At 71.9% G+C, this 18,788-nt stretch carries 16 protein-coding genes; 11 read left to right on the forward strand and 5 right to left on the reverse strand.

Annotation, left to right across the window (positions count from 1 at the left end; translation table 11 throughout):
- Nucleotides 1-14: 14 nt before the first annotated feature.
- Nucleotides 15-890 carry a LysR family transcriptional regulator gene (locus BC793_RS20315; protein ID WP_109594686.1) on the reverse strand — a complete coding sequence of 292 codons (876 nt, stop codon included), beginning with the start codon at nt 888-890 and terminating at the stop codon, nt 15-17.
- Nucleotides 891-974: 84 nt separating this feature from the next.
- On the opposite strand from BC793_RS20315, the gene BC793_RS20320 reads away from it, so the two are divergent.
- From BC793_RS20320 to BC793_RS20335, 3 genes are all read left to right on the forward strand, one after another.
- Nucleotides 975-2,243, forward strand: a complete 1,269-nt coding sequence (locus BC793_RS20320) for an MFS transporter (protein WP_239170187.1) — start codon at nt 975-977, stop codon at nt 2,241-2,243.
- 716 nt (nt 2,244-2,959) lie between these two features.
- Nucleotides 2,960-4,990: an ATP-binding protein gene (locus BC793_RS20330; protein WP_146246360.1), complete on the forward strand. Its 2,031-nt coding sequence runs from the start codon at nt 2,960-2,962 to the stop codon at nt 4,988-4,990.
- 98 nt (nt 4,991-5,088) lie between these two features.
- Complete coding sequence (locus BC793_RS20335; RefSeq protein WP_109594484.1) at nt 5,089-5,856, forward strand: RNA polymerase sigma factor SigF; 768 nt, start codon at nt 5,089-5,091, stop codon at nt 5,854-5,856.
- A 9-nt stretch (nt 5,857-5,865) separates the two neighbouring features.
- Here BC793_RS20335 and BC793_RS20340 read toward each other — a convergent pair whose 3' ends face one another.
- Nucleotides 5,866-6,201: a hypothetical protein gene (locus tag BC793_RS20340; RefSeq protein WP_109594486.1), complete on the reverse strand. Its 336-nt coding sequence runs from the start codon at nt 6,199-6,201 to the stop codon at nt 5,866-5,868.
- Nucleotides 6,202-6,475: 274 nt separating this feature from the next.
- Here BC793_RS20340 and BC793_RS20345 point away from each other — a divergent pair, with 274 nt between their 5' ends.
- The 5 genes from BC793_RS20345 (at nt 6,476) to BC793_RS20365 (ending at nt 11,104) form a co-directional block, all read left to right on the forward strand.
- A complete protein-coding gene (locus tag BC793_RS20345; RefSeq protein WP_109594488.1) occupies nt 6,476-7,381 on the forward strand; it encodes a M56 family metallopeptidase in 906 nt (301 codons plus the stop codon).
- A gap of 75 nt (nt 7,382-7,456) precedes the next feature.
- Nucleotides 7,457-8,290, forward strand: a complete 834-nt coding sequence (efeU, locus tag BC793_RS20350; RefSeq protein ID WP_109594490.1) for an iron uptake transporter permease EfeU — start codon at nt 7,457-7,459, stop codon at nt 8,288-8,290.
- 7 nt (nt 8,291-8,297) lie between these two features.
- Nucleotides 8,298-9,422: an iron uptake system protein EfeO gene (efeO, locus tag BC793_RS20355; RefSeq protein ID WP_109594491.1), complete on the forward strand. Its 1,125-nt coding sequence runs from the start codon at nt 8,298-8,300 to the stop codon at nt 9,420-9,422.
- A gap of 22 nt (nt 9,423-9,444) precedes the next feature.
- Nucleotides 9,445-10,707: an iron uptake transporter deferrochelatase/peroxidase subunit gene (gene efeB / locus BC793_RS20360; RefSeq protein ID WP_373871237.1), complete on the forward strand. Its 1,263-nt coding sequence runs from the start codon at nt 9,445-9,447 to the stop codon at nt 10,705-10,707.
- Nucleotides 10,708-10,723: 16 nt separating this feature from the next.
- Complete coding sequence (locus tag BC793_RS20365) at nt 10,724-11,104, forward strand: BlaI/MecI/CopY family transcriptional regulator (protein ID WP_170167253.1); 381 nt, start codon at nt 10,724-10,726, stop codon at nt 11,102-11,104.
- Between the two features lie 48 nt (nt 11,105-11,152).
- Here BC793_RS20365 and BC793_RS20370 read toward each other — a convergent pair whose 3' ends face one another.
- Nucleotides 11,153-12,154, reverse strand: a complete 1,002-nt coding sequence (locus BC793_RS20370; protein WP_109594497.1) for a heme-binding protein — start codon at nt 12,152-12,154, stop codon at nt 11,153-11,155.
- Between the two features lie 220 nt (nt 12,155-12,374).
- Here BC793_RS20370 and BC793_RS20375 point away from each other — a divergent pair, with 220 nt between their 5' ends.
- Complete coding sequence (locus BC793_RS20375; RefSeq protein ID WP_109594499.1) at nt 12,375-14,000, forward strand: tetratricopeptide repeat-containing diguanylate cyclase; 1,626 nt, start codon at nt 12,375-12,377, stop codon at nt 13,998-14,000.
- 109 nt (nt 14,001-14,109) lie between these two features.
- Nucleotides 14,110-15,957 (forward strand): 4-alpha-glucanotransferase, encoded by a 1,848-nt coding sequence (gene malQ / locus BC793_RS20380; protein WP_109594501.1) that lies wholly within the window; start codon nt 14,110-14,112, stop codon nt 15,955-15,957.
- A gap of 121 nt (nt 15,958-16,078) precedes the next feature.
- Here malQ and BC793_RS20385 read toward each other — a convergent pair whose 3' ends face one another.
- Nucleotides 16,079-17,206: a ribonuclease E domain-containing protein gene (locus tag BC793_RS20385; protein WP_109594503.1), complete on the reverse strand. Its 1,128-nt coding sequence runs from the start codon at nt 17,204-17,206 to the stop codon at nt 16,079-16,081.
- A gap of 184 nt (nt 17,207-17,390) precedes the next feature.
- A complete protein-coding gene (locus tag BC793_RS20390; protein WP_109594505.1) occupies nt 17,391-18,086 on the reverse strand; it encodes a hypothetical protein in 696 nt (231 codons plus the stop codon).
- Nucleotides 18,087-18,349: 263 nt separating this feature from the next.
- On the opposite strand from BC793_RS20390, the gene BC793_RS20395 reads away from it, so the two are divergent.
- On the forward strand, nt 18,350-18,640 hold the full coding sequence (locus BC793_RS20395; protein WP_109594507.1) for a chorismate mutase: 291 nt from the start codon (nt 18,350-18,352) through the stop codon (nt 18,638-18,640).
- The last annotated feature ends 148 nt before the right edge of the window (nt 18,641-18,788 follow it).

Consider the following 18,788-nt stretch of genomic DNA (forward strand, 5'->3'; position numbering starts at 1 on the left):
GGGCCAGCTGGGGGTCAGGGGTAGGGGGCGGCGGCCTGCACGATGGTGCGGAAGCGGTCGGCGGCCGGGCCCAGCGGGCGGTCGGTGCGCCAGGTGAGGCCGACGACGCGTTCGGCGCCGGGGGCGGTCAGGGGCAGGCCGACCGTGCCGGTGGCGCCGGCGAAGCTCTCCGGCACCAGGGCGACGCCCAGACCGGCACCGACCAGGCCCTCGACGGTAGCCAGGTCGCCGATCTCGAGGGCGATGCGCGGGGTCACGCCGGCCGCCGCGAACAGGCCGTCGACCAGGGCCCGGAACCCGAACCCGGGTGGCACGGTGACGAAGTCCTCGCCCGCGGCGTCGGCCAGGCGGGCCCGGCGGCGCGAGACCAGGCGGTGATCCGGCGGCACGATCAGGACCAGCTTCTGCGTCTGGAGAGCCAGCCAGCCGTACGGCCCGCGCGGCTGCGGAGAGATCAGGGCGAGTTCGGCCGCCCCGGACTCCAGGTCGGGCAGGATGACGTGGCCGGGTTCCTGTCGCAGTTCCACCCGCAGGTGCGGGGCCTGTTCGCGGACGTCGTGCAGGATCCGCGGCACCAGGGAGGTGGCCATCGAGTCGAGGAACGCCAGCCGCACCGTCCCCGACTCGGGGTCGAGCAGGCCGGCCAGGTCGCGGCGCAACCGGTCGTAGCGGCCGACCAGATCGCGGGCCGCGGCCAGGGTGAGGTCGCCGAGCGGGTTCGGGTGCACGCCGCGGGCGTCACGCTCGAACAACCGCACCCCCAGCTCCGCCTCGACCCGGGCGAGCAGGCGCGACAGGCTGGGCTGGGTGGTGCCGAGGACGGCGGCCGCCCCGGTCACGTGGCGATGATCACCGAGGGCGAGCAGGGCGCGGAGGTCTTCCAGCTGCATCGCGCCCAGCATACGCCGTACGCATGAGGTTGATGATCCTGATGCATTGGACGTATGCGGTGTGCCCGGCGAACAGTGAGTGCCGTGAGCAGATATCACCGGGCCTGCCTCGCCCTGTTCGCCGCCGGCGTCGCCACGTTCGCCCTGCTGTACAGCACGCAGGCACTGCTGCCGCAGCTGTCCGCGGCGTTCGGTGTCACCCCGGCGCAGAGTTCCTGGTCGCTGTCGCTGGCCACGCTCGGGCTCGGCGTGGCGCTGCTGGTCACCGGGCCGCTGTCGGAGAAGGTGGGCCGCACCCCGCTGATCCACCTGTCTCTCACGCTGTCCGCCATGGTGGGGTTGGCCTGTGCGTTCGCGCCGACCTGGCACACCCTGCTCGGGCTGCGGCTGGCGCAGGGTGTCGCGCTCGCCGGGCTGCCCGCGGTCGCCACCGCCTACCTGCGCGAGGAGTTGCCCGCCGGCCGTCAGGCGCGGGCCGCCGGCCTGTACATCGGCGGCACGGCGCTCGGCGGGATGACCGGGCGGCTGCTCAGTTCGGTGGTCGCGGAGGCGTATGGCTGGAGGTTGGCTCTGGCGGCCGTCGCCGCTGTCGGCCTGGTCTGCGCGGTGATCGTCGCGTCGCTGCTGCCGGCGTCGCGGAACTTCGCGGCCGGGCCGCACGTGGCCCTGTCCCGGCGGGCGTTCACCGACCCGGCGCTGCTCAGCCTGTACGGCATCGGCGCGGTGGCGATGGGCGCGTTCGTCGCCGTCTACAACGCCATGGGGTTCCGGCTGACCAGCGAACCGTTCGCGCTCGGGGCGGCCGCGGCGGGGGCGGTCTTCCTCGTCTACCCGGCGGGCACGCTCAGTTCGGCGGTCTCCGGACGGCTCGCCGACCGGTACGGGCGCCGCGCCGTCATGCCGTTCGGATGCCTGCTCACCGCGGCGGGGCTCGCGCTCACCGTGCCCGACGTGCTGGCGCTGACCGTGGTGGGGCTGGCCGTGATGACCGCCGGCTTCTTCTGCGTGCACGGGGTGGCCAGCGGCTGGGTGCCGGTCCGGGCGCACGCCAACGGGGTGCCGGCCGGCCAGGCCGCGTCGCTCTACCTGTTCGCCTACTACGCCGGGTCGTCGGTGTTCGGCAACCTGGCCGGGACCGCGTGGTCGTCGGGCGCCTGGCCGGGCGTGGTGCTGCTGGCCTCGGCCTGTCTGGTGGCCGGCGCTCTGCTGGCGACCTCCCTGCGCCGGGTCCCGTCACTGCTGCCCGCTGCGGACGGCTGTTCCGGCGCGGTTTCGCCTGCTGAACCGGCGGGTCGCCGGATGGCCGTGGCCGTATCCCGGCGACCCGGTGGAGAGGTTCGCCCGCTCCCGTGACCGGGTCAATGCGAACCTGAGTTCGTTCAGGACTCCCGCCGGGCCAGGATGCGGCTCAGGTGGTAGTCGAGGGTACGGCGCACGTCGGCGAAGGGCCGGCGGCGGTGCAGCAGGTCCAGGCCGCGGCCGGTGATGCCGCTGACCAGCAGGTCCGCCTCACGGACCGGATCGATGCCGGGAGCCGGGCCGGCGGCCGTGATCAGAGCGGCGACGAGGTCCTCCAGCGGGCTCTCCTCGGCGAGGAAGACCGCCGCGAGCGCCGGATCGCGCGACCTCGCGGACGCTGGCCGATTGCAGGCCCCGGCTCGCGGCGATGCGCCAGACCGCCTCCACGATCTCGCGGCGCCGGCCGGTCGGGGCGGGTCGGGAACCGGCGGATTCCGGCGGGCCCGGTAGGCGCGGGCCCGGCACGCCCGGGCCGATGGCGATCATCTTCCGGGTGTTCACCGGCAGGGGGCCGACGCTCCTGACGGCTGCCAACCACCTGCCCTCCCCTGGCGCTACGTGGCCGCCGTCGCGGCCGCGGGCGCCGCCGTCGCCCTGATCGCGGTCCTGGATGTCAGACGAAAAGCGCTGCTCCGCAACGATTGACACCGATCTCAGCCCCGGCCGGGAGCACCGCACACGAAGTTCGGGGAAAGGCTCATCCCCGGAGGTGCGGTGCCGATCCGCAGGATGTCGTTTCCCTCAACGACGAGCGGGGCGAGGTGGTGGGTGTGACGGCCTCTCATGTGCCGGTACCTTGGGATGCCGCCGCCCGCTTGGCGGCCCGCCTGCTCGGCACGCCGATGGCGGTGATCAGCGCGGGTGAGACCTGGCTCGGCACGTTCGGGTTCCCGGCGGCCTGCCCGGTGCGGCGGTTCGGGTCCGGCGGCCCGGTCACGGCCGGCGACCTGCTCACCGAGCCCGGCTTCGCCGGACATCCCTTGATAACCGATCTGGGCGTACGGTCGATGGCCGCCGTTCCGGTGCCGGCCGGCCCGGACCGTCCGGTGCGGACGGTGACGGTGCTGGACACGACCGCCCGCACCTGGGTCGAACAGGATCTCGCCGCGCTCGCCGAGGTCGCCGCGATGCTCGGATCCGGTGACCACGGCGCCGAATCCCCCCTGGCCGGGCTGGTCGGGCCGGACGCCGACGAGGTGCGGATGGCACACGCCCAGCGCGGGTTCATCAGCGCCCTGCTGGACAGTCTGGAGGTCGGAGTCGTCGCGATCGACACCGATCGACGGCCGGTGCTGGTCAACCGGATGCTGCGCCGGTTCTGCGGTCTGGACGAGACGATGCCGCCGGCCGAGGCGCTGACCGCCGCCGGGTCGTTGCTGTACCACCCGGGCGGGCGCCCGTACCGGCCGGAGGAGATGGCCGTCGTCGGCGCGCTCAGCGGGCGCAGCGTCCGGGACATGGAGGCGGTGGTGCACACCCCGGGCCTCCCGGACCGCTACGCGCTGGCGAACGCCGAACCGGTGTACGGCGCCGCCGGTGAGCTGCTCGGCGCGGTCTCCACGGTCCGCGACGTCACCGAACGGCGGCGCCGGGAACGGTTCCGCGACTGCGAACTGGAGATGACCCGGCTGCTCGCCACCGCCGACGGGATCGACCAGGCCGCACCACCGCTGCTCAAGGCGATCGGCGAAGCCCTGGACTGGCCGCACATCGCGCTGTTCGTGGTCGACGACGTGGCCGGCGTGCTGCGTACGGCCGGCTACTGGAGCGCGCCGGGCGTGCGCGTCGACGATCTGGTGCCGGAACGGATCCCCCGCGGTGACGCCGGCCCCGGGTTCGTGTGGGCGACCGGTAAACCGCTGTGGATCCCCGACCTCACCGATCAGCGCTACACCGAGACCCCCGAGGCGTACGCGTTCGCGCACGCCGCCGCCGACCGGGGGCTGCGGGCCAGTCTCACCGTGCCGGTCTGCGACGGCGATCAGGTCCTCGGCGTGCTGGCCACCCTCTCCGCGACCACCGAGTACGACGAGTTCCTGCTCACCGGACTCCTCGACAGCGTGGCCGCCCAGCTCGGGCAGTTCCTCACCCGGATGCGCAGCCGTGAGCTGACGATGCAGCTGGAGCGCGCCCGCGACGACTTCCTGACCCTGGCCGGGCACGAACTGCGGACCCCGCTCACCTCGATCATCAGCTACACGACGCTGCTCACCGACGACCTCGTCGACCCGGACCAGCAGCAGATGATCGCCGCGATCCGCCGTAACGTCGGACACCTCCAGCGGATCATCGACGAGCTGCTGGAACTGACCGCACTGGAGTCCGGCCACCACCGGATCTCGCCCCGGCCCACCGATCTGACGGCCGTCGTCGAAGCGGCCGTCGACGAGCTGCGGCCCCCCGCCGGCGTGCGGATCCACGCCGACCTGCCGCCCACCCTGATCCTCGACGCCGACGCGATCCGGCTGCGCCAGATCGTCGACCAGCTGCTGTCCAATGCCGTCAAATACTGTCCCGGCGGCGGCGACGTCCGGGTCACCGCGGCCTGCGACGGCCCGGACGTGGTCGAACTGGCGGTGGCCGACACCGGCATCGGCATCCCGGACGACGACCGGGAGCTGCTGTTCACCCGCTTCCACCGGGGCACCAACGCCCGGCACACGGCCATCCCCGGCAACGGGCTGGGCCTGCCGCTGGTCCGCGGACTGGTCGAGGCACACGGCGGCACCGTCCACCTGGATCCCGGGCACCGGCCGGGCACCCGCATCGTGGTCCGCCTGCCCCGTCATTCTCGCGGGTGAAAGAGGTTTAGCCACCCCGGTCCAGGGGGCACCCGGGTTGGACCTGCAGTCAAGAAGCGGCTGCCGCACCTGAACGCGACCGCCGAAGGCGAGGTTCCATGTCTGCCGTTGCCACCACCGACCGCGCCAGCGAACTGATCAACGACCTGGCCGCGATGCCGGCCGGCCACCCGTCCCGCGCGAACCTCCGGGACCGGGCGATCGAGGCGTGGATGCCGCTGGCCCGGCACCTGGCCAACCGGTACGCCGGCCGTGGCGAGCCGGCCGACGACCTGCACCAGGTCGCCGTCCTCGGGCTGATCAAGGCGGTCGACCGGTTCGACGCCGAACGGGGCATCGAGTTCGCCGGCTTCGCCATCCCGACGATCGTCGGCGAGCTCAAGCGGCACTTCCGCGACCGCACCTGGTCGGTGCGGGTGCCCCGCCGTCTCCAGGAACTGCGCCTGGCCATCACCGGCGCGAACAGCGACCTCACCCACACGCTGGGCCGCGCCCCCACGGTCGCCGACATCGCCGCGCACCTGGGGATCAGCGAGGAGGACGTCCTCGAAGGCCTCGAAGGCGCGCGGGCGTACAACTCGACGAGCCTGTCCACCCCGGCGAACGCCGACGGCAGCATGTCGCTCGGCGACACCCTGGGCGGCGAGGACTCCGCCTTCGAACTGGCCGAGCTGCGGATCGCCCTGGGCCCGGCGGTGGCCGCGCTCGACGAACGCGAGCAGAAGATCATCAGCCTGCGCTTCTACGGCAACCTCACCCAGTCGGAGATCGCCGAACAGATCGGCGTCTCCCAGATGCACGTGTCCCGGCTTCTCGCCCGGGCCCTCGCCAAGCTGCGCACCCGCCTGGACGACTGCGCCGCCTGACCGGGCGTCTCAGGACGCGGGTGGCGGGGTGATCACCGACAGCTCCAGGATCGGCGGGACGGGTGCCACACCCGGCCCGCCGGCGTGCACCCAGGTGGTCAGGTCGGTGAGCACGGCGTCGTCGAGGACCAGGCCGAACCAGACCGGACGGGCACCCGCCCGTCGGGCCTCCGGCGCCGGCTGGACCACGACGACGTTCGACTGGGCACAGACGTCCAGGCAGAGGCTGGTGCGTACGCGATGGCCCGGCTCCAGCGTCGCCCGCAGGGCGCTGAGCTGGGCGTCATGATCGACCGTCGGATGTTTGCTGCGGCTCCCGCAACAGCAGTCCCGGCACACCGTCACCGTGCAGCCCAAGCTGATCTCCCCTTCCGTCCCGCCACACCCTATGCGGGCCGCTGAGGCCACTTCCGGCTGGCTCTCACCGCTGTCTCACGGGCGTTGAGACAGCGGTGAGAGCCAGCCGGATCTGTGGGCGCGAGACGGGCGGGAGAGCGGCTGGATCTGTGGGTGCGAGACGGCTGGGAGCGGCCGGGATCTGTGGGCGCGAGAGGGCGGGGGCGCAGGCCGGGACCTATGGCCGGGGCCGATCGGGGCGGCGCGGGGTTAGCCTGCCCTCATGTTCGACCACTTTCTCGTCTCGGTCGTCGTCGTGCCGCCCGTGCTGCTGGTGCTGGTGCGGCTGCTCGCCGACCGCCTCTCGCCGCGGGTGGCGGCGCCGGTGGTGGCCTGGTCGGCGGCCGGTGCCGCGGTGGCCAGCCTGATCAATCTGCTGGTGTTCGCGCTGAAGGCGGTCGCCGAGCTGCCCCCGGTCGCGCGCTGGTTCGGCTGGTCGGTGCAGCTTGTGGTGAACGACACCGCGCACTATCCGTGGGTGTCGTGGACCAGTGTGGTGTTGCTGACAGCGGCGGCGGTGTCCACAGCCGTGACGTGGCAGCGGCAGCGGCGTCTGCTGGCCCTGGCCACGGCCGGTACCGCGGAGGCGGGGGCGCTCGTGGTGGTGCCCGACCCGGCGCCGCACGCGTTCGCCGTACCCGGGAGGCCCGGTCATGTGGTGGTGACCACGGGTATGCGTGACGCCCTGTCGCCCGCGCAGTTCGTCGCGCTGCTGGCGCACGAGCGGGCGCATCTGGCCGCCCGGCATCACCGTCTGATCCGGGTCGCCGAGTTGGCCGCGGCGGCGCACCCGGCACTGTGGTGGGTGTCGCGGCACGTCGACTACCTGGTGGAACGTGCCGCCGACGAGCGGGCGGCGACCGAGGTGGGCTCGCGGCGGACGGTGGCGCAGGCGATCGGGGCGGCGGCGCTGGCGGCGGCCGCCCCGATGGCTCCGGCGGGGTTGCACGCGGCGGCGCCGGGCGGTGTGGTGCCACGCCGGGTGGCGAGTCTGCTGAATCCGCGTGCCCGGGTGGCGGCGGTGGTCGGTGCGGTGCCGGTGGCGCTGGCGCTGTTCTCGATGGTCTGGACCGTGGAGGCGGCCTGGGATCTGGGCGAGCTGATCACGGCGGCGCTCGGCCAGGGCTAGGGATTTGACTTCTACAACGGAATAAAAGAAGGTGGGCCTCACCGGTAGTTAGGTTTGGCTTACCTTGGGAGCGCGATGACCGCCATCTTCCTGATCGGTCTGCGCGAAGGCCTGGAGATCACCCTGGTGGTGTCCATCCTGGTTGCCTTCCTGGTCAGAACCGATCGCACGGCCCTGCTGAAATACGTCTGGGCCGGCGTGGCGGTGGCCGCCGCGATCGCGATCGGCTTCGCCGCGCTGCTCCAGGTCGGCGTGGCCCGGCTGACCTTCACCCAGCAGGAGCTGTTCGAGGCGATCGCGTCGTTCGTGGCCGTCGCCTTCGTCACCTGGATGATCTTCTGGATGCGGCGGATGGCCCGCCGGCTCGGGGCTGAGCTGCGCGGGCGCATGGAGGAGGCGATCGCCCTCGGGCCGGTCGCGGTCGCCTCGGTGGCGTTCCTCGCGGTCATCCGGGAGGGCCTGGAGACGTCCATCCTGTTCTACGCCGCCGCGCAGGGTGCCGCCGACAGCGTCCGCCCGCTGCTGGGCGTCTCGCTCGGCCTGGCCACCGCGGTCGCGCTCGGCTGGCTGCTCTACATCAGCGCGGTCCGGATCAACCTGTCCCGCTTCTTCGCCTGGACCGGCGCGCTGCTGGTGCTGGTCGCGGCCGGCATCACCAAGTACGGCGTGCACGACCTCCAGGAGGCCGGCATCCTCCCCGGGCTCAACAACCTGGCCTTCGACATCTCCGGGTCGCTCCCACCGGAGACGTGGTATGCCGAGCTGCTGCGCGGGATGGTCAACTTCACCCCCGCGCCGACGGTCCTGGAGACGGTCGCCTGGCTGGCCTACGGCATCCCGGTCCTCGTGCTCTTCCTCTGGCCGGCCCGCACGCCGGCCGTCACGCCCACTCCCCAGAACGCCTCCTAGGAGAACCATGCGCCGCACCCCTCTCGCCGTCGCCACCGCGGCGTCGCTGCTGCTCACCGGCTGCGCCGACGACGCAGCGACGGCGCCCTCCGCGGGCGACGGGAAGATCACCGTGGCCGCCTCCGACACCGCCTGCCAGGTCGCCAAGGCCGAGGCCGCCGCGGGTACGGTCACCTTCACCGTGGCCAACAAGGGCGCCAAGGTCACCGAGTTCTACGTGTACGCGACCGGCGACCGGGTGATGGGCGAGGTGGAGAACATCGCGCCCGGCCTGTCCCGTGAGCTGATCGTCGAGCTGACCGCCGGCCGGTACGAGACCGCCTGCAAGCCCGGCATGATCGGCAAGGGCATCCGCAACGGGTTCACCGTGACCGGCTCCAGCGCCCCGCTCACCGAGGACGCCAAGCTGGCCCAGGCCACCGCCGACTACCAGCGGTACGTGAAGAGCCAGACCGGCGCCCTGATCGAGAAGACGACCGAGTTCGTCGACGCGGTCAAGAAGGGTGAGGCCGACAAGGCGAAGGCGCTGTTCCCGGTGGCGCGCACCTACTGGGAGCGGATCGAGCCGGTCGCGGAGATCTTCGGCGACCTGGACCCGGCGATCGACGGCCGCGAAGACGGTCTGGAACCGGGCCAGGAGTTCACCGGATACCACCGGATCGAGAAGGACCTGTGGCAGACCGGCGACATCAGCAAGTCCGGCCCGATCGCCGACAAGCTGCTGGTCGACGTGCAGAAGATCGTCGACCTGGCGAACAGCACCCCGCTGTCGCCGCTCCAGCTGGCCAACGGCGCCAAGGAACTGCTCGACGAGGTCGCCACCGGCAAGATCACCGGCGAGGAGGACCGCTACTCGCACACCGACCTGTGGGACTTCGCCGCCAACGTCGAGGGGTCGAAGGCCGCCATCGCGGCGCTGCGCCCGACGCTGGAGGAGAAGGACCCGGCGCTGGTCACCACGCTGGACGAGAAGTTCGCGGCGGTCGTCGCATCGCTGGAGAAGCACCGTGCCGGTGACGGCTGGAAGCTGCACAACACTCTCAGCGAGGCCGACCTGAAGCAGCTCAGCGATGACATCAACGCGCTGGCCGAGCCGATCAGCAAGGTCGCCGGCCTGGTGGCCGGCAAGTAGCCCGTACCGTCGTCGGAAGGTTGTGATCGTGAAGCGGCGCAGGATGATCGGGCTCGCCGGAGCGGGAGTCGCCGGACTCGCCGCCACCGGCGGTGCCCTGGCGCTCAGCCGGGCTGAGCAGCCGCGGCCGGAACCGGTCGCCGGCTTCGGTGACGCCGTGGAGTTCTACGGCGTGCGGCAGGCCGGGATCGTCACCCCGGCCCAGGACCGGCTGCACTTCGTCGCCTTCGACGTGATCACCGGTAAGAAGGCGGAACTGCTCGCCATGCTGGAGGCGTGGACCGCCGCCGCCGCGCGGATGACCGCCGGCCTCGACGCCGGCACCATCGGCGCGGTCGGCGGCATCCCGGAGGCACCGCCGGACGACACCGGCGAGGCGATCGGCCTGCCACCGTCCGGGCTGACGCTGACCATCGGGTTCGGGCCGGGACTGTTCCGCGACGCCACCGGCCGCGACCGTTTCGGGATCGCGTCGAAGAAGCCGGAGGCGCTGGCCGACCTGCCGCACTTCCCCGGCGACACGATCGACCCGAAGATCTCCGGCGGCGACATCTGCGTGCAGGCGTGCGCCCACGATCCGCAGGTCGCGGTCCACGCGGTACGCAACCTGGCCCGGATCGGCATGGGTGTGGTCAGTGTCCGGTGGTCGCAACTGGGCTTCGGGCGCACGTCGTCGACGTCGACCGGACAGGTCACCGCCCGCAACCTGTTCGGCTTCAAGGACGGCACCGCCAACCTGAAAGCCGAGGAGACGCAGCTGCTCGACGAGCACCTCTGGGTCCGTGACGGCGACGGGCCGGCGTGGATGACCGGCGGCTCCTACCTGGTCAGCCGCAAGGTCCGGATGCTGGTGGAGACGTGGGACCGGACCCCGCTCGGTGAGCAGGAGACGATCATCGGCCGGACCAAGGGCTCCGGAGCACCGCTGACCGGCAAGGACGAGTTCGACGAACCCGACTTCACGGTGAAGAAGGACGACGCGCCGGTCATCGCGCTCGACTCGCACGTCCGGCTCGCCCACCACTCGCAGAACCAGGGCGCCCGGATGCTGCGGCGCGGCTACAACTACGTCGACGGCTCGGACGGGCTGGGCCGCCTCGACGCCGGGCTGTTCTTCATCTCCTACCAGCGTGACCCGCACCGGCAGTTCGTGCCGGTGCAGAAGGCGCTGGCCCGTACCGACGCGCTCAACGAGTACATCCGGCACGTGTCCAGCGGCGTGTTCGCCTGCCCGCCCGGCCTGCTCGCCGCCGACGACCACTGGGGACGGGTGCTTCTCTCCTGATCGATAGAGTCGGATGGTGAACACCGCATCGGGCCGGCGGCGGCCGGGGCAGCTGGAGACCGAGATCGTCACCGTGCTGGCCTCGGCGACCGCCCCGATGACCCCCGGCGAGGTCCGCGACGCCCTCGACCCGACCGGCGCCCTCTCCTACAGCACGGTGGTCACCACGCTGACCCGGCTCCACGAGAAGGAGGCGGTGGCCCGGCACCGCGACGGGCGGGCGTTCCGTTACGGCGCACTCGCCGACCCGGCCGGGCTGGTCGCCGACCGGATGAGCCGGCTGATGGCGGTCGAACCCGACCGGGCCTCCGTGCTGCGGCGCTTCGTGAGCACCCTCGACGAGGACGACGAGCGGCTCCTGCGGGAGCTGCTGGCCACCCCCACCGAGGAGCCCTGAGCGCCGCCGACGGCTAGACGGCAGACCGCGGTCACCTCCCGCACACCGTTAGCCGGGCATCTTGGCGTACGAGCCGGTGTCCACGTGGTCCGACACCTTCTCCATCGTGTTGATGCTGACGTGCGGCCACTTGATCCGGCCCGGCCCGCCGTCACGGCGCGGGAAGAAGTCGAGCTGCACGACCTGCACGTACTGCAGGCGCAGCCGGGTCCGGCCCCGCTCGTCCTCGATCTCCTGGAGGAAGAAGGTCGACTTCATCTCGGAGGCGTTGGCCTGCTTCACGATGAACGGGATGTTGCTGATCCCGGCCCGTTCCACGGTCGTGTCGAACTCCAGAACCGTGGTCTGCTTGATGTTCACACCCTGGTTGGCCACCTTGAGCAGCGCCGTCGGGTCGGTCGGGTCGAACAGGTTCTCGAACGGGTTGTCGTGGAAGTGCTTGTAGGCCGCCAGGTACGGGCTGTTCAGATCCTGGCTGACCCCGATCGGCAGCGAGTTCACCGTCGGGATGTCCGGCGCCCCCGGGATGACCTGGAAGTCGCCGAGCGCGAGCACCGAGTCGCCGTGCGGGATGGTGGCCAGGCGCGCGATCCGGGGGCCGCCGATGTCGATCTGGTCGAGCAGGTTGAGCAGCAGCCCGGGCTCGTGGTGGATCGCCAGATCCGGGCGGCCGGCCAGCCCGCTCTGCGGGAAGTCGTCGGCGACGATCTGCGCGATGGCCTGCTCGTAGTCGATGGCCACGATCTTCTGGTCGGTGTTCTTCGGACCGGTCAGGTCGATACCGCGGTTCGGCACGGCCTTGTCGACCAGCTGGAACCTGAGTTCCTCGTTGTACTGGTTGACGAGCAGACGGAACGGTGGCCCGCCCTGGCCGTCGGCCGGGGCGAATGGCAGGGCGATCATGTTCCAGCCGCGTCCGGGCAGGCCCGGCTTGTTCGCCCAGGTGCCGGGGAGCAGACGGAAGGGCCCGAGATCCGGGTCGCCGGTACGCGCGGCCTCGAGGTGGCGGCCTTGGCGTTCGAGACGTTCGATGTTCGCAGCGCTGGTCACGAGTGCAGCCTTTCCAGGGAGTCGAGAAAGCCGTTCACATTGCGGCCGGGTGGATCCCGGCTTCCGTCCAAAGGAACGCTTCCGCGGTGGTCTGATACCAGAACCGGGGAAAGGATCACCAGGTCACGGGTGGTCGGCCTATGCGACCCGGCATGATCGGCGACAGGGGCGACATCTTCGGCTGATACGCCGTCACCGGTTCGGGCGGCAGCATTCGATAATGGATCTCGTGAACGGCTGGGAGACGTCTCAGATGCGGGGACTCGAAGCCGAAACGAGTCCGGTGATCGTGACCCCGCCGGACCAGCTCTCGATCCGTGACCAGTTGATCGCGCGTCTCCAGGAGCTGGAGCTGCTCACCCCGAAGAACTTCGAGGGTGTGTCGGCCCCCGCCGCGATCGTCGAGCTGGAGGCCCGCCACCAGGGGTTCGAGGACCTCGCCCAGCGGGCCCAGCTGATCCTCGCCGACGTGGCCGGCCGCCGCGGCGACATCGCCGAACAGGGCCGGGTCGCCAAGGCGGTCACCCTCTGGGCCGAGCAGCACGACGACGATGTCCTGCTGGCCCGTGGGCACCGGCTACAGGCGATCTTCTACCGGCGGCTCGGCGACAGCGCACAGGCGCTCGCGCACGCCGTCACCGGCCTCCAGCACGCCGAAAACCTGCCCGAACGGCTCCGCTGCAGCCAGTTGATCACGCTGGCCCTGCTCCTCGACCTCAACGGGCAGTTCGAGGAGGCCGAACGCCGGTTCGGTGAGGCGCTACTGCTCGCCGAGAAGAACGACGACCCCGACCAGGCACTGACCGTCATCAACAACATGGCGTTCACCGCCTACGAGAACGAGGACGTCGACACCGCCAACGACCTGGCCCGGCAGATGCGGACCATCGCCGCCGAGCACGGCATCCGGCTGGACGGCCTCTACCTGGACACGCTCGCCCGGATCGCGATCATGCAGAAGCGCTACGACGACGCCGAGGCCGCGCTCCAGCCGGTCCTCGACGATCCTCGTGGCCCGCTCCTCAGCGAAGCCGACAGCCTGCCCGAATGCCTCCTCACCCTGGTCGAGATCTACCTCGGGACCGGGCGCCACGACCTGGCCGGCAAGACCCTCGACTGGGCCGGCGAGGTCTGCGACCAGCGGGGACTCGCCGGCGTCGCGGCCAGTGTGCACCGCGCCCGCGCCGAGTGGCACGCCGGCGCCGGACGGTTCCAGCAGGCGTACGAGGAGTACCGCCTGTTCCACGCGCGGTCCGAGGCGCTGCACTCGGCCGAACGCGAGGCCCGCGCCTACGCCATGCAGGCCGTCTTCGAGGCCGAGGAGGCACGCCGGGCGTCCCAGCGCTTCGAGGCCCTGGCCTACCAGGACGCGCTCACCGGCCTGTACAACCGCCGCTACGCCGACGAGCGCCTGGCCGCCGCGGTCGCCGCCGCCCGCCGCAGTGGCGAGCCGCTCTCCGTGGCGGTGGTCGACGCCGACCACTTCAAACGGATCAACGATCAGCTCACCCACGCCGCCGGCGACGCCGTCCTGCGGGAGCTGGGCGCCCTGCTCAACCGTTTCGTCACCGGCTCGGAGGTCGCCGCCCGGATCGGTGGCGAGGAGTTCCTGCTGCTTCTGCCGGGTGTCAGCGCGACCGCCGCCCAGCACCGGTGCGAAACCCTTGCCGCGATGGTACGGAGCACGGACTGGAGTGGCCTGACCGGCACGCTACCGGTGACCGTGAGCATCGGCGTGGCCTCCCACACCGACGGGCCGGTCACCCCCGATCTCCTGCTCAGCCGGGCGGACACGAGCCTCTACGCCGCCAAACACGCCGGCCGGGACCGGGTCAGCGCGGCCTGACCGCCTCTTGCGCCGGTCGTGGGCGCGGTCGTTCGTACCGGAATGATCTGCAACCCTGCCGCACCGCCGCCGGAAACGTCCCGCACCGCCCGGCCGGGACCGTTCTCCTATGACCGTCACGCCGCACGCCAGCACCGACAGCGACTACGCCGCGCTGGGGGTCGTCCCCCGCTGGACCGACGCCTTCGGGATCGTCCGCGGGGTGGCCGACCGGACCGGGGAGACGCTCACCGCGCGCTTCCGGCGCGGCGAAGCCGACGCCGGCGTCATCATCGCGACACCCGGCAGATGGCATCCCCGCCTGTACGGCAAGGTCGAGTTCGAGGACGGCGGCGTGGTCCACGCCGACGGTGTCGTCGACCGGCCCGGCTACCACCGCCTGACCACCGACGACGGGTCCACCCACCTGGTGCTGGCCGCCCCCGAGCAGCTGCCGCAGCCGCCGCGCACCGGCGGGCTCGCCGTGCAGCTGTACGCGGCACGCAGCCGTGACTCGTGGGGCATCGGCGATTTCCGCGACCTCGCGCAGATCGCCCGGTCCACGGCCGCCCGCAACGCCGGCGTGCTGATGGTCAGCCCGGTCCACGCCATGGCCCCGGTCATCCCCGCGATGAACTCCCCCTACAGCCCGGCCAGCCGGCAGTGGCTCAACGTCCTGCACATCGCCCCCGGCGACGCCCCCGGCGCGGAACGCATCGACCTGTCCGACCTGGCCGCCGCCGGCCGGGCACTCAACGCCCAGCGCCGCATCGACCGCGACGCCGTCGCCCGGCTCAAGACCACCGCCCTGGAACGGGTCTGGACGGTGACCCGCCGCGACGAGCCGGCCGAGTTCCAGACCTGGGCCGACGAGCGCGGCGCCGACCTCACCGCGTTCGCCACCTGGTCGGTGCTGGCCGAGCTGTACGGCGGCGACTGGCGCAAGTGGCCCGAACGGTACCGGCACCCGCACGCCACGGCGGTCACCGCGTTCACCGCCGCGCACGCCGACCGGATCCGCTTCCACATGTGGTGCCAGTGGGTGGCCGACCGGCAGTTCGCCGTCGCCTGCCACAGCGGCGTCACCGTCTGCGTCGACGTGGCCGTCGGGTTCGACTTCGGGTCCGCCGACGCCTGGCGGTATCAGGACCTGCTCGCCTTCGACTTCGAGGTCGGCTGCCCCGCCGACCCGTGGAACCGCGAGGGCCAGCGCTGGTCGCTGCCGCCGTTCGACCCGTCCCAGCTCGCGGCCGCCGAGTTCGCGCCGTTCGTGGCGCTGATCCGGTCCGCCCTGCGCCACGCCGGTGCGCTGCGCATCGACCACGTCATGCAGCTGTGGCAGCTGTTCTGGGTGCCCGTCGACGGTACCGTCGCCCACGGCGCCTACGTCCGCTACCCGGTCGACGCGCTGCTCGCCGTCCTGCGGATCGAGGCGTGCCGGGCCGGCGCCTGGATCGTCGGCGAGGACATCGGCACCGTCGCACCCGAGGTCCGGGAGACGATGGCGGCGATCGGGATGCTCGGCTACCGCACCGAGATGGGCCGGCTGTCCCGGTTCAACCCGGCGAACTCGATGGGCGCGGCGAGCACCCACGACCAGGCCACCATCGCCGGCATCCTCACCGGGTCCGACGAGACCGACATGGAGCGGATCGGCAAGAGCCACGACCCGGTGTTCGTCGCCGGCACCCGGCGCGAACTGTGCGAACAGGCCGGCGTCGACCCGGCCGGCCCGTTCGGGCCCGAGCAGGTACGAGCGGTGATCCTCGCCGAATACCGGGAACTGGCCGCCAGCCCGTCCCGGATCGTCGTCGCCACCCTCGACGACGCGGCCGGCGTCACCGAACGGCCCAACATGCCCGGCACCGTCGACGAATACCCGAACTGGCGGATCGCCCTCCCGGCACCGGTCGAGGAACTGCTGGCGGCGCCGCTCGCCCGCGACGTCCTCGCCACCCTGGCCGCCCGCCCGGCCTGACCTGCCCGACATCACCGCTCCGGCATCACCTGCGGGACCCCTTCGGTTTCCCCCGTGGGGCCTGGGGCCTCTTCGGGATCGCCCGTCCGCGCCTGTGCACAGGCTCGGGCGGGCGGTGCCGTCACCGGGTGCGGCTGTGGACGAGGCATCCCGCGCCGGCAAGCATGCCGGCTACCTTCAGCGCGGCGAGCAGATCAAGATCGCCCCATCCGGTACGGACCATCGCCGCATCGAAGATCAGGTTGCGCGCGTATCCGTACGGCAGCGGGGCCGACAGCACCCCCATGTACACCACGGCCAGTGCCGACACCGCCAGCAGCAGCCCACCGGCAGCGACCGTCGCACTGGCGGCGACTGTCCGGCCGGTCATGCGGTAGGCAGCGAGCACCGCCGACGTGACCGCGAACAGTGCCACCGCCAGCGGGAACCCGGTCGCGATGAGCAACTGGCCGGCTGCGCCGCTCCGTTTCTGGCCGGCGGTGACCAGTCCCAGGTCGGCGACAGTGACAACGATCAGCAGCGCACCGGCCGCCGCGGCCACGATCACCGGATCACCTCTCCGGTGCGCCGTCACCGCCGGATCCGATACCTCGCCCACCGGGGCCGCGGGTTCGGCATCCAGCGGATCCACAACCGAGGTCGCGGTTTCCCCAGACAGCGGATCCGCCACCGCGGCAACGGGCTCCGCCGACATTGGATCCGCCACCGCGGTCGCGGTTTCCGCAGGTATCGAATCCCCCACCGCGGTCACGGGCTCAGGCGGCGCCGGTATCACCGCGGCCGTCTCGATCGGCGCCGCAGCAGGCCCGCTCGTTCCCGCGGTCGTCCACGTCATCGCCGCGGCCCGCCCGGTCTTCGCCGCGGCCGGCCCGGTCGTTCCCGCGGCCGTCCACAGGAACGCGGTGCACGCCAGCAGGACTGCGAGGAGTGTCAGCCATTCGCTGACGACCACATCTCGCACGAACGTGTCCGTACCGGCGGTCGCTGGTGCAAGTCGCTGCGGCCCGGCCACGGACGGGTTGAAGATGTCCGGAACCGCGACGGCCACCGCCAGAACCGCGATACCGGCGAACAGCGACCATCGAACACGGCGGACGGCCTGCTGCCGCGCGGCGACGAGGACGCCGAGAGAACCCAGGGCCAGCAATCCGGCCTGAGCCGCGAACTGATCCGCCCCGAACAGCGCCGCCACGATCGCCACCGCGCCGGACGCCGCGGCCGCCAGGAGAACCGGTCGCCTGTCATGCACGCATTGATCATGGCATATCGGGCGCCGCCCTCATTACGGCCAGGGTGAACGCGCGTCGCGGCATGGTAGGCCCACTCGGACGCTTCCCGTGGCACGCTCACGCCGACCAGGGTGAACGCGCGTCGCGGCAGGGAGGCCCACTCGGCGCGTCCCCGGCACGGTAGGCCCGCGCGACGCGGGAGGGTCAGGTCAGGGAGGCGGCGCGCTGCTCGGCCTTCTTGATCAGGTCCCGGACCAACTGCTCGGAGCCGTCGATGTTCTCCCAGCCCAGGTCGGCGACCACGACGACGGCGTCATTGACCCGGGACAGCGCGGCGTAGTGGTTGACAGTCGCCGGCTCCTCGTCAGCGTAGGCGAACCGCTGACCGATCCGGATCAGCATCGAGTCGCCGTCCGACTCGACGATCTCCCACTTGTGCTGTCCCTCGCCCAGCCCGCCGGGGCAGCGTTTCAGTGCGGCGCCGATGTCCCGGAACTGCTCGGCCGCTCCCCCGGACTCGTGGCGCCCCAGGAACTCGACCACCACACTCGGGGTACTGGCCTCTTGGGCGCCGGGCACCGCGTACCGCACGGCCACCGCATCCGTCCGGGAACCGTCACTGGGATAGCGGTCCGCGCCACACGGGCGCAGCGGGCGCACGTGCGCGAAGTCTCCCCGCTCCAGCGGCTCCGCCTGCGCCCCGCCGACGTCGGCCGGTTGCAGCAGCGCGCTCGCCGGGATCCCGTCGGTGGTCGCGGCCGAGGCGCCACTCGTCGCCGCAACCGGACTGCTCTCCGTGGCCGCACTGGTGGTCACGGCCGGGTCGGCGGTGGTGCACGCCGTCATCGAGACGCACAGAAGTCCGGCACTTGCCGCGATCCGCATCGATTTGCTCTGCATTTCCGATCTCTGCCCGGTCCGGTACCGCGCTACACACGCAAGGCGGTCGAAACGCCCATCAGCTGCCACACCGCGCACCCGTCCCGCCGCCCCACCGGCTGCCTTGCAGCACCCGGTGCTCCCACCGGGTCTCTCACCAGCCCTCCCACCAGAGCTCCCGCCAGCCTCCGCCAGCACTCCCGCCGGGCCTCCCGTCGAGCCTCCAGCCCGGGCCGCGACCGCTCGGGACAACGCGGTGATTCGTCGCCTGGCAGGATGGGGAGATGGCCGGGCCCGAGGAATCTCTTGAGGACGTTCGGCGGGCGATCGACGCCGTCGATGTGCAGGTTGTCGGCCTGCTTGCCGAGCGCGAACGGCTGGTCCGACGGGCCGCCTCTTTCAAGAAGGACGAGCAGGGGGTACGAGCACCCGCCCGCGTCGAGCAGGTGATCGAGAAGGTGCGTGCCCTGGCCGGCGAACGAAACGCCTCACCGGAGGTGGTGGAACGCGTCTACCGGGCGATGATCACCGCGTTCATCGAACTCGAACTGACCGAGCACCGCGAGAGCACCTGACGCCGAGGAGCACCGGAGATCCTCCGGAGTCGGAGTCTCGTTTCTGCGCATGGCGTCGAGGCGCGGATGCCGGTGCGCAGTTGCCGTATTGCGAGTACCAGCCGCAGCGGCGACCCGGTTCCAGTCTGGAGGGCGTCGCCCAGCGGCC

Source organism: Actinoplanes xinjiangensis (genome assembly GCF_003148685.1).
Lineage (GTDB): Bacteria > Actinomycetota > Actinomycetes > Mycobacteriales > Micromonosporaceae > Actinoplanes > Actinoplanes xinjiangensis.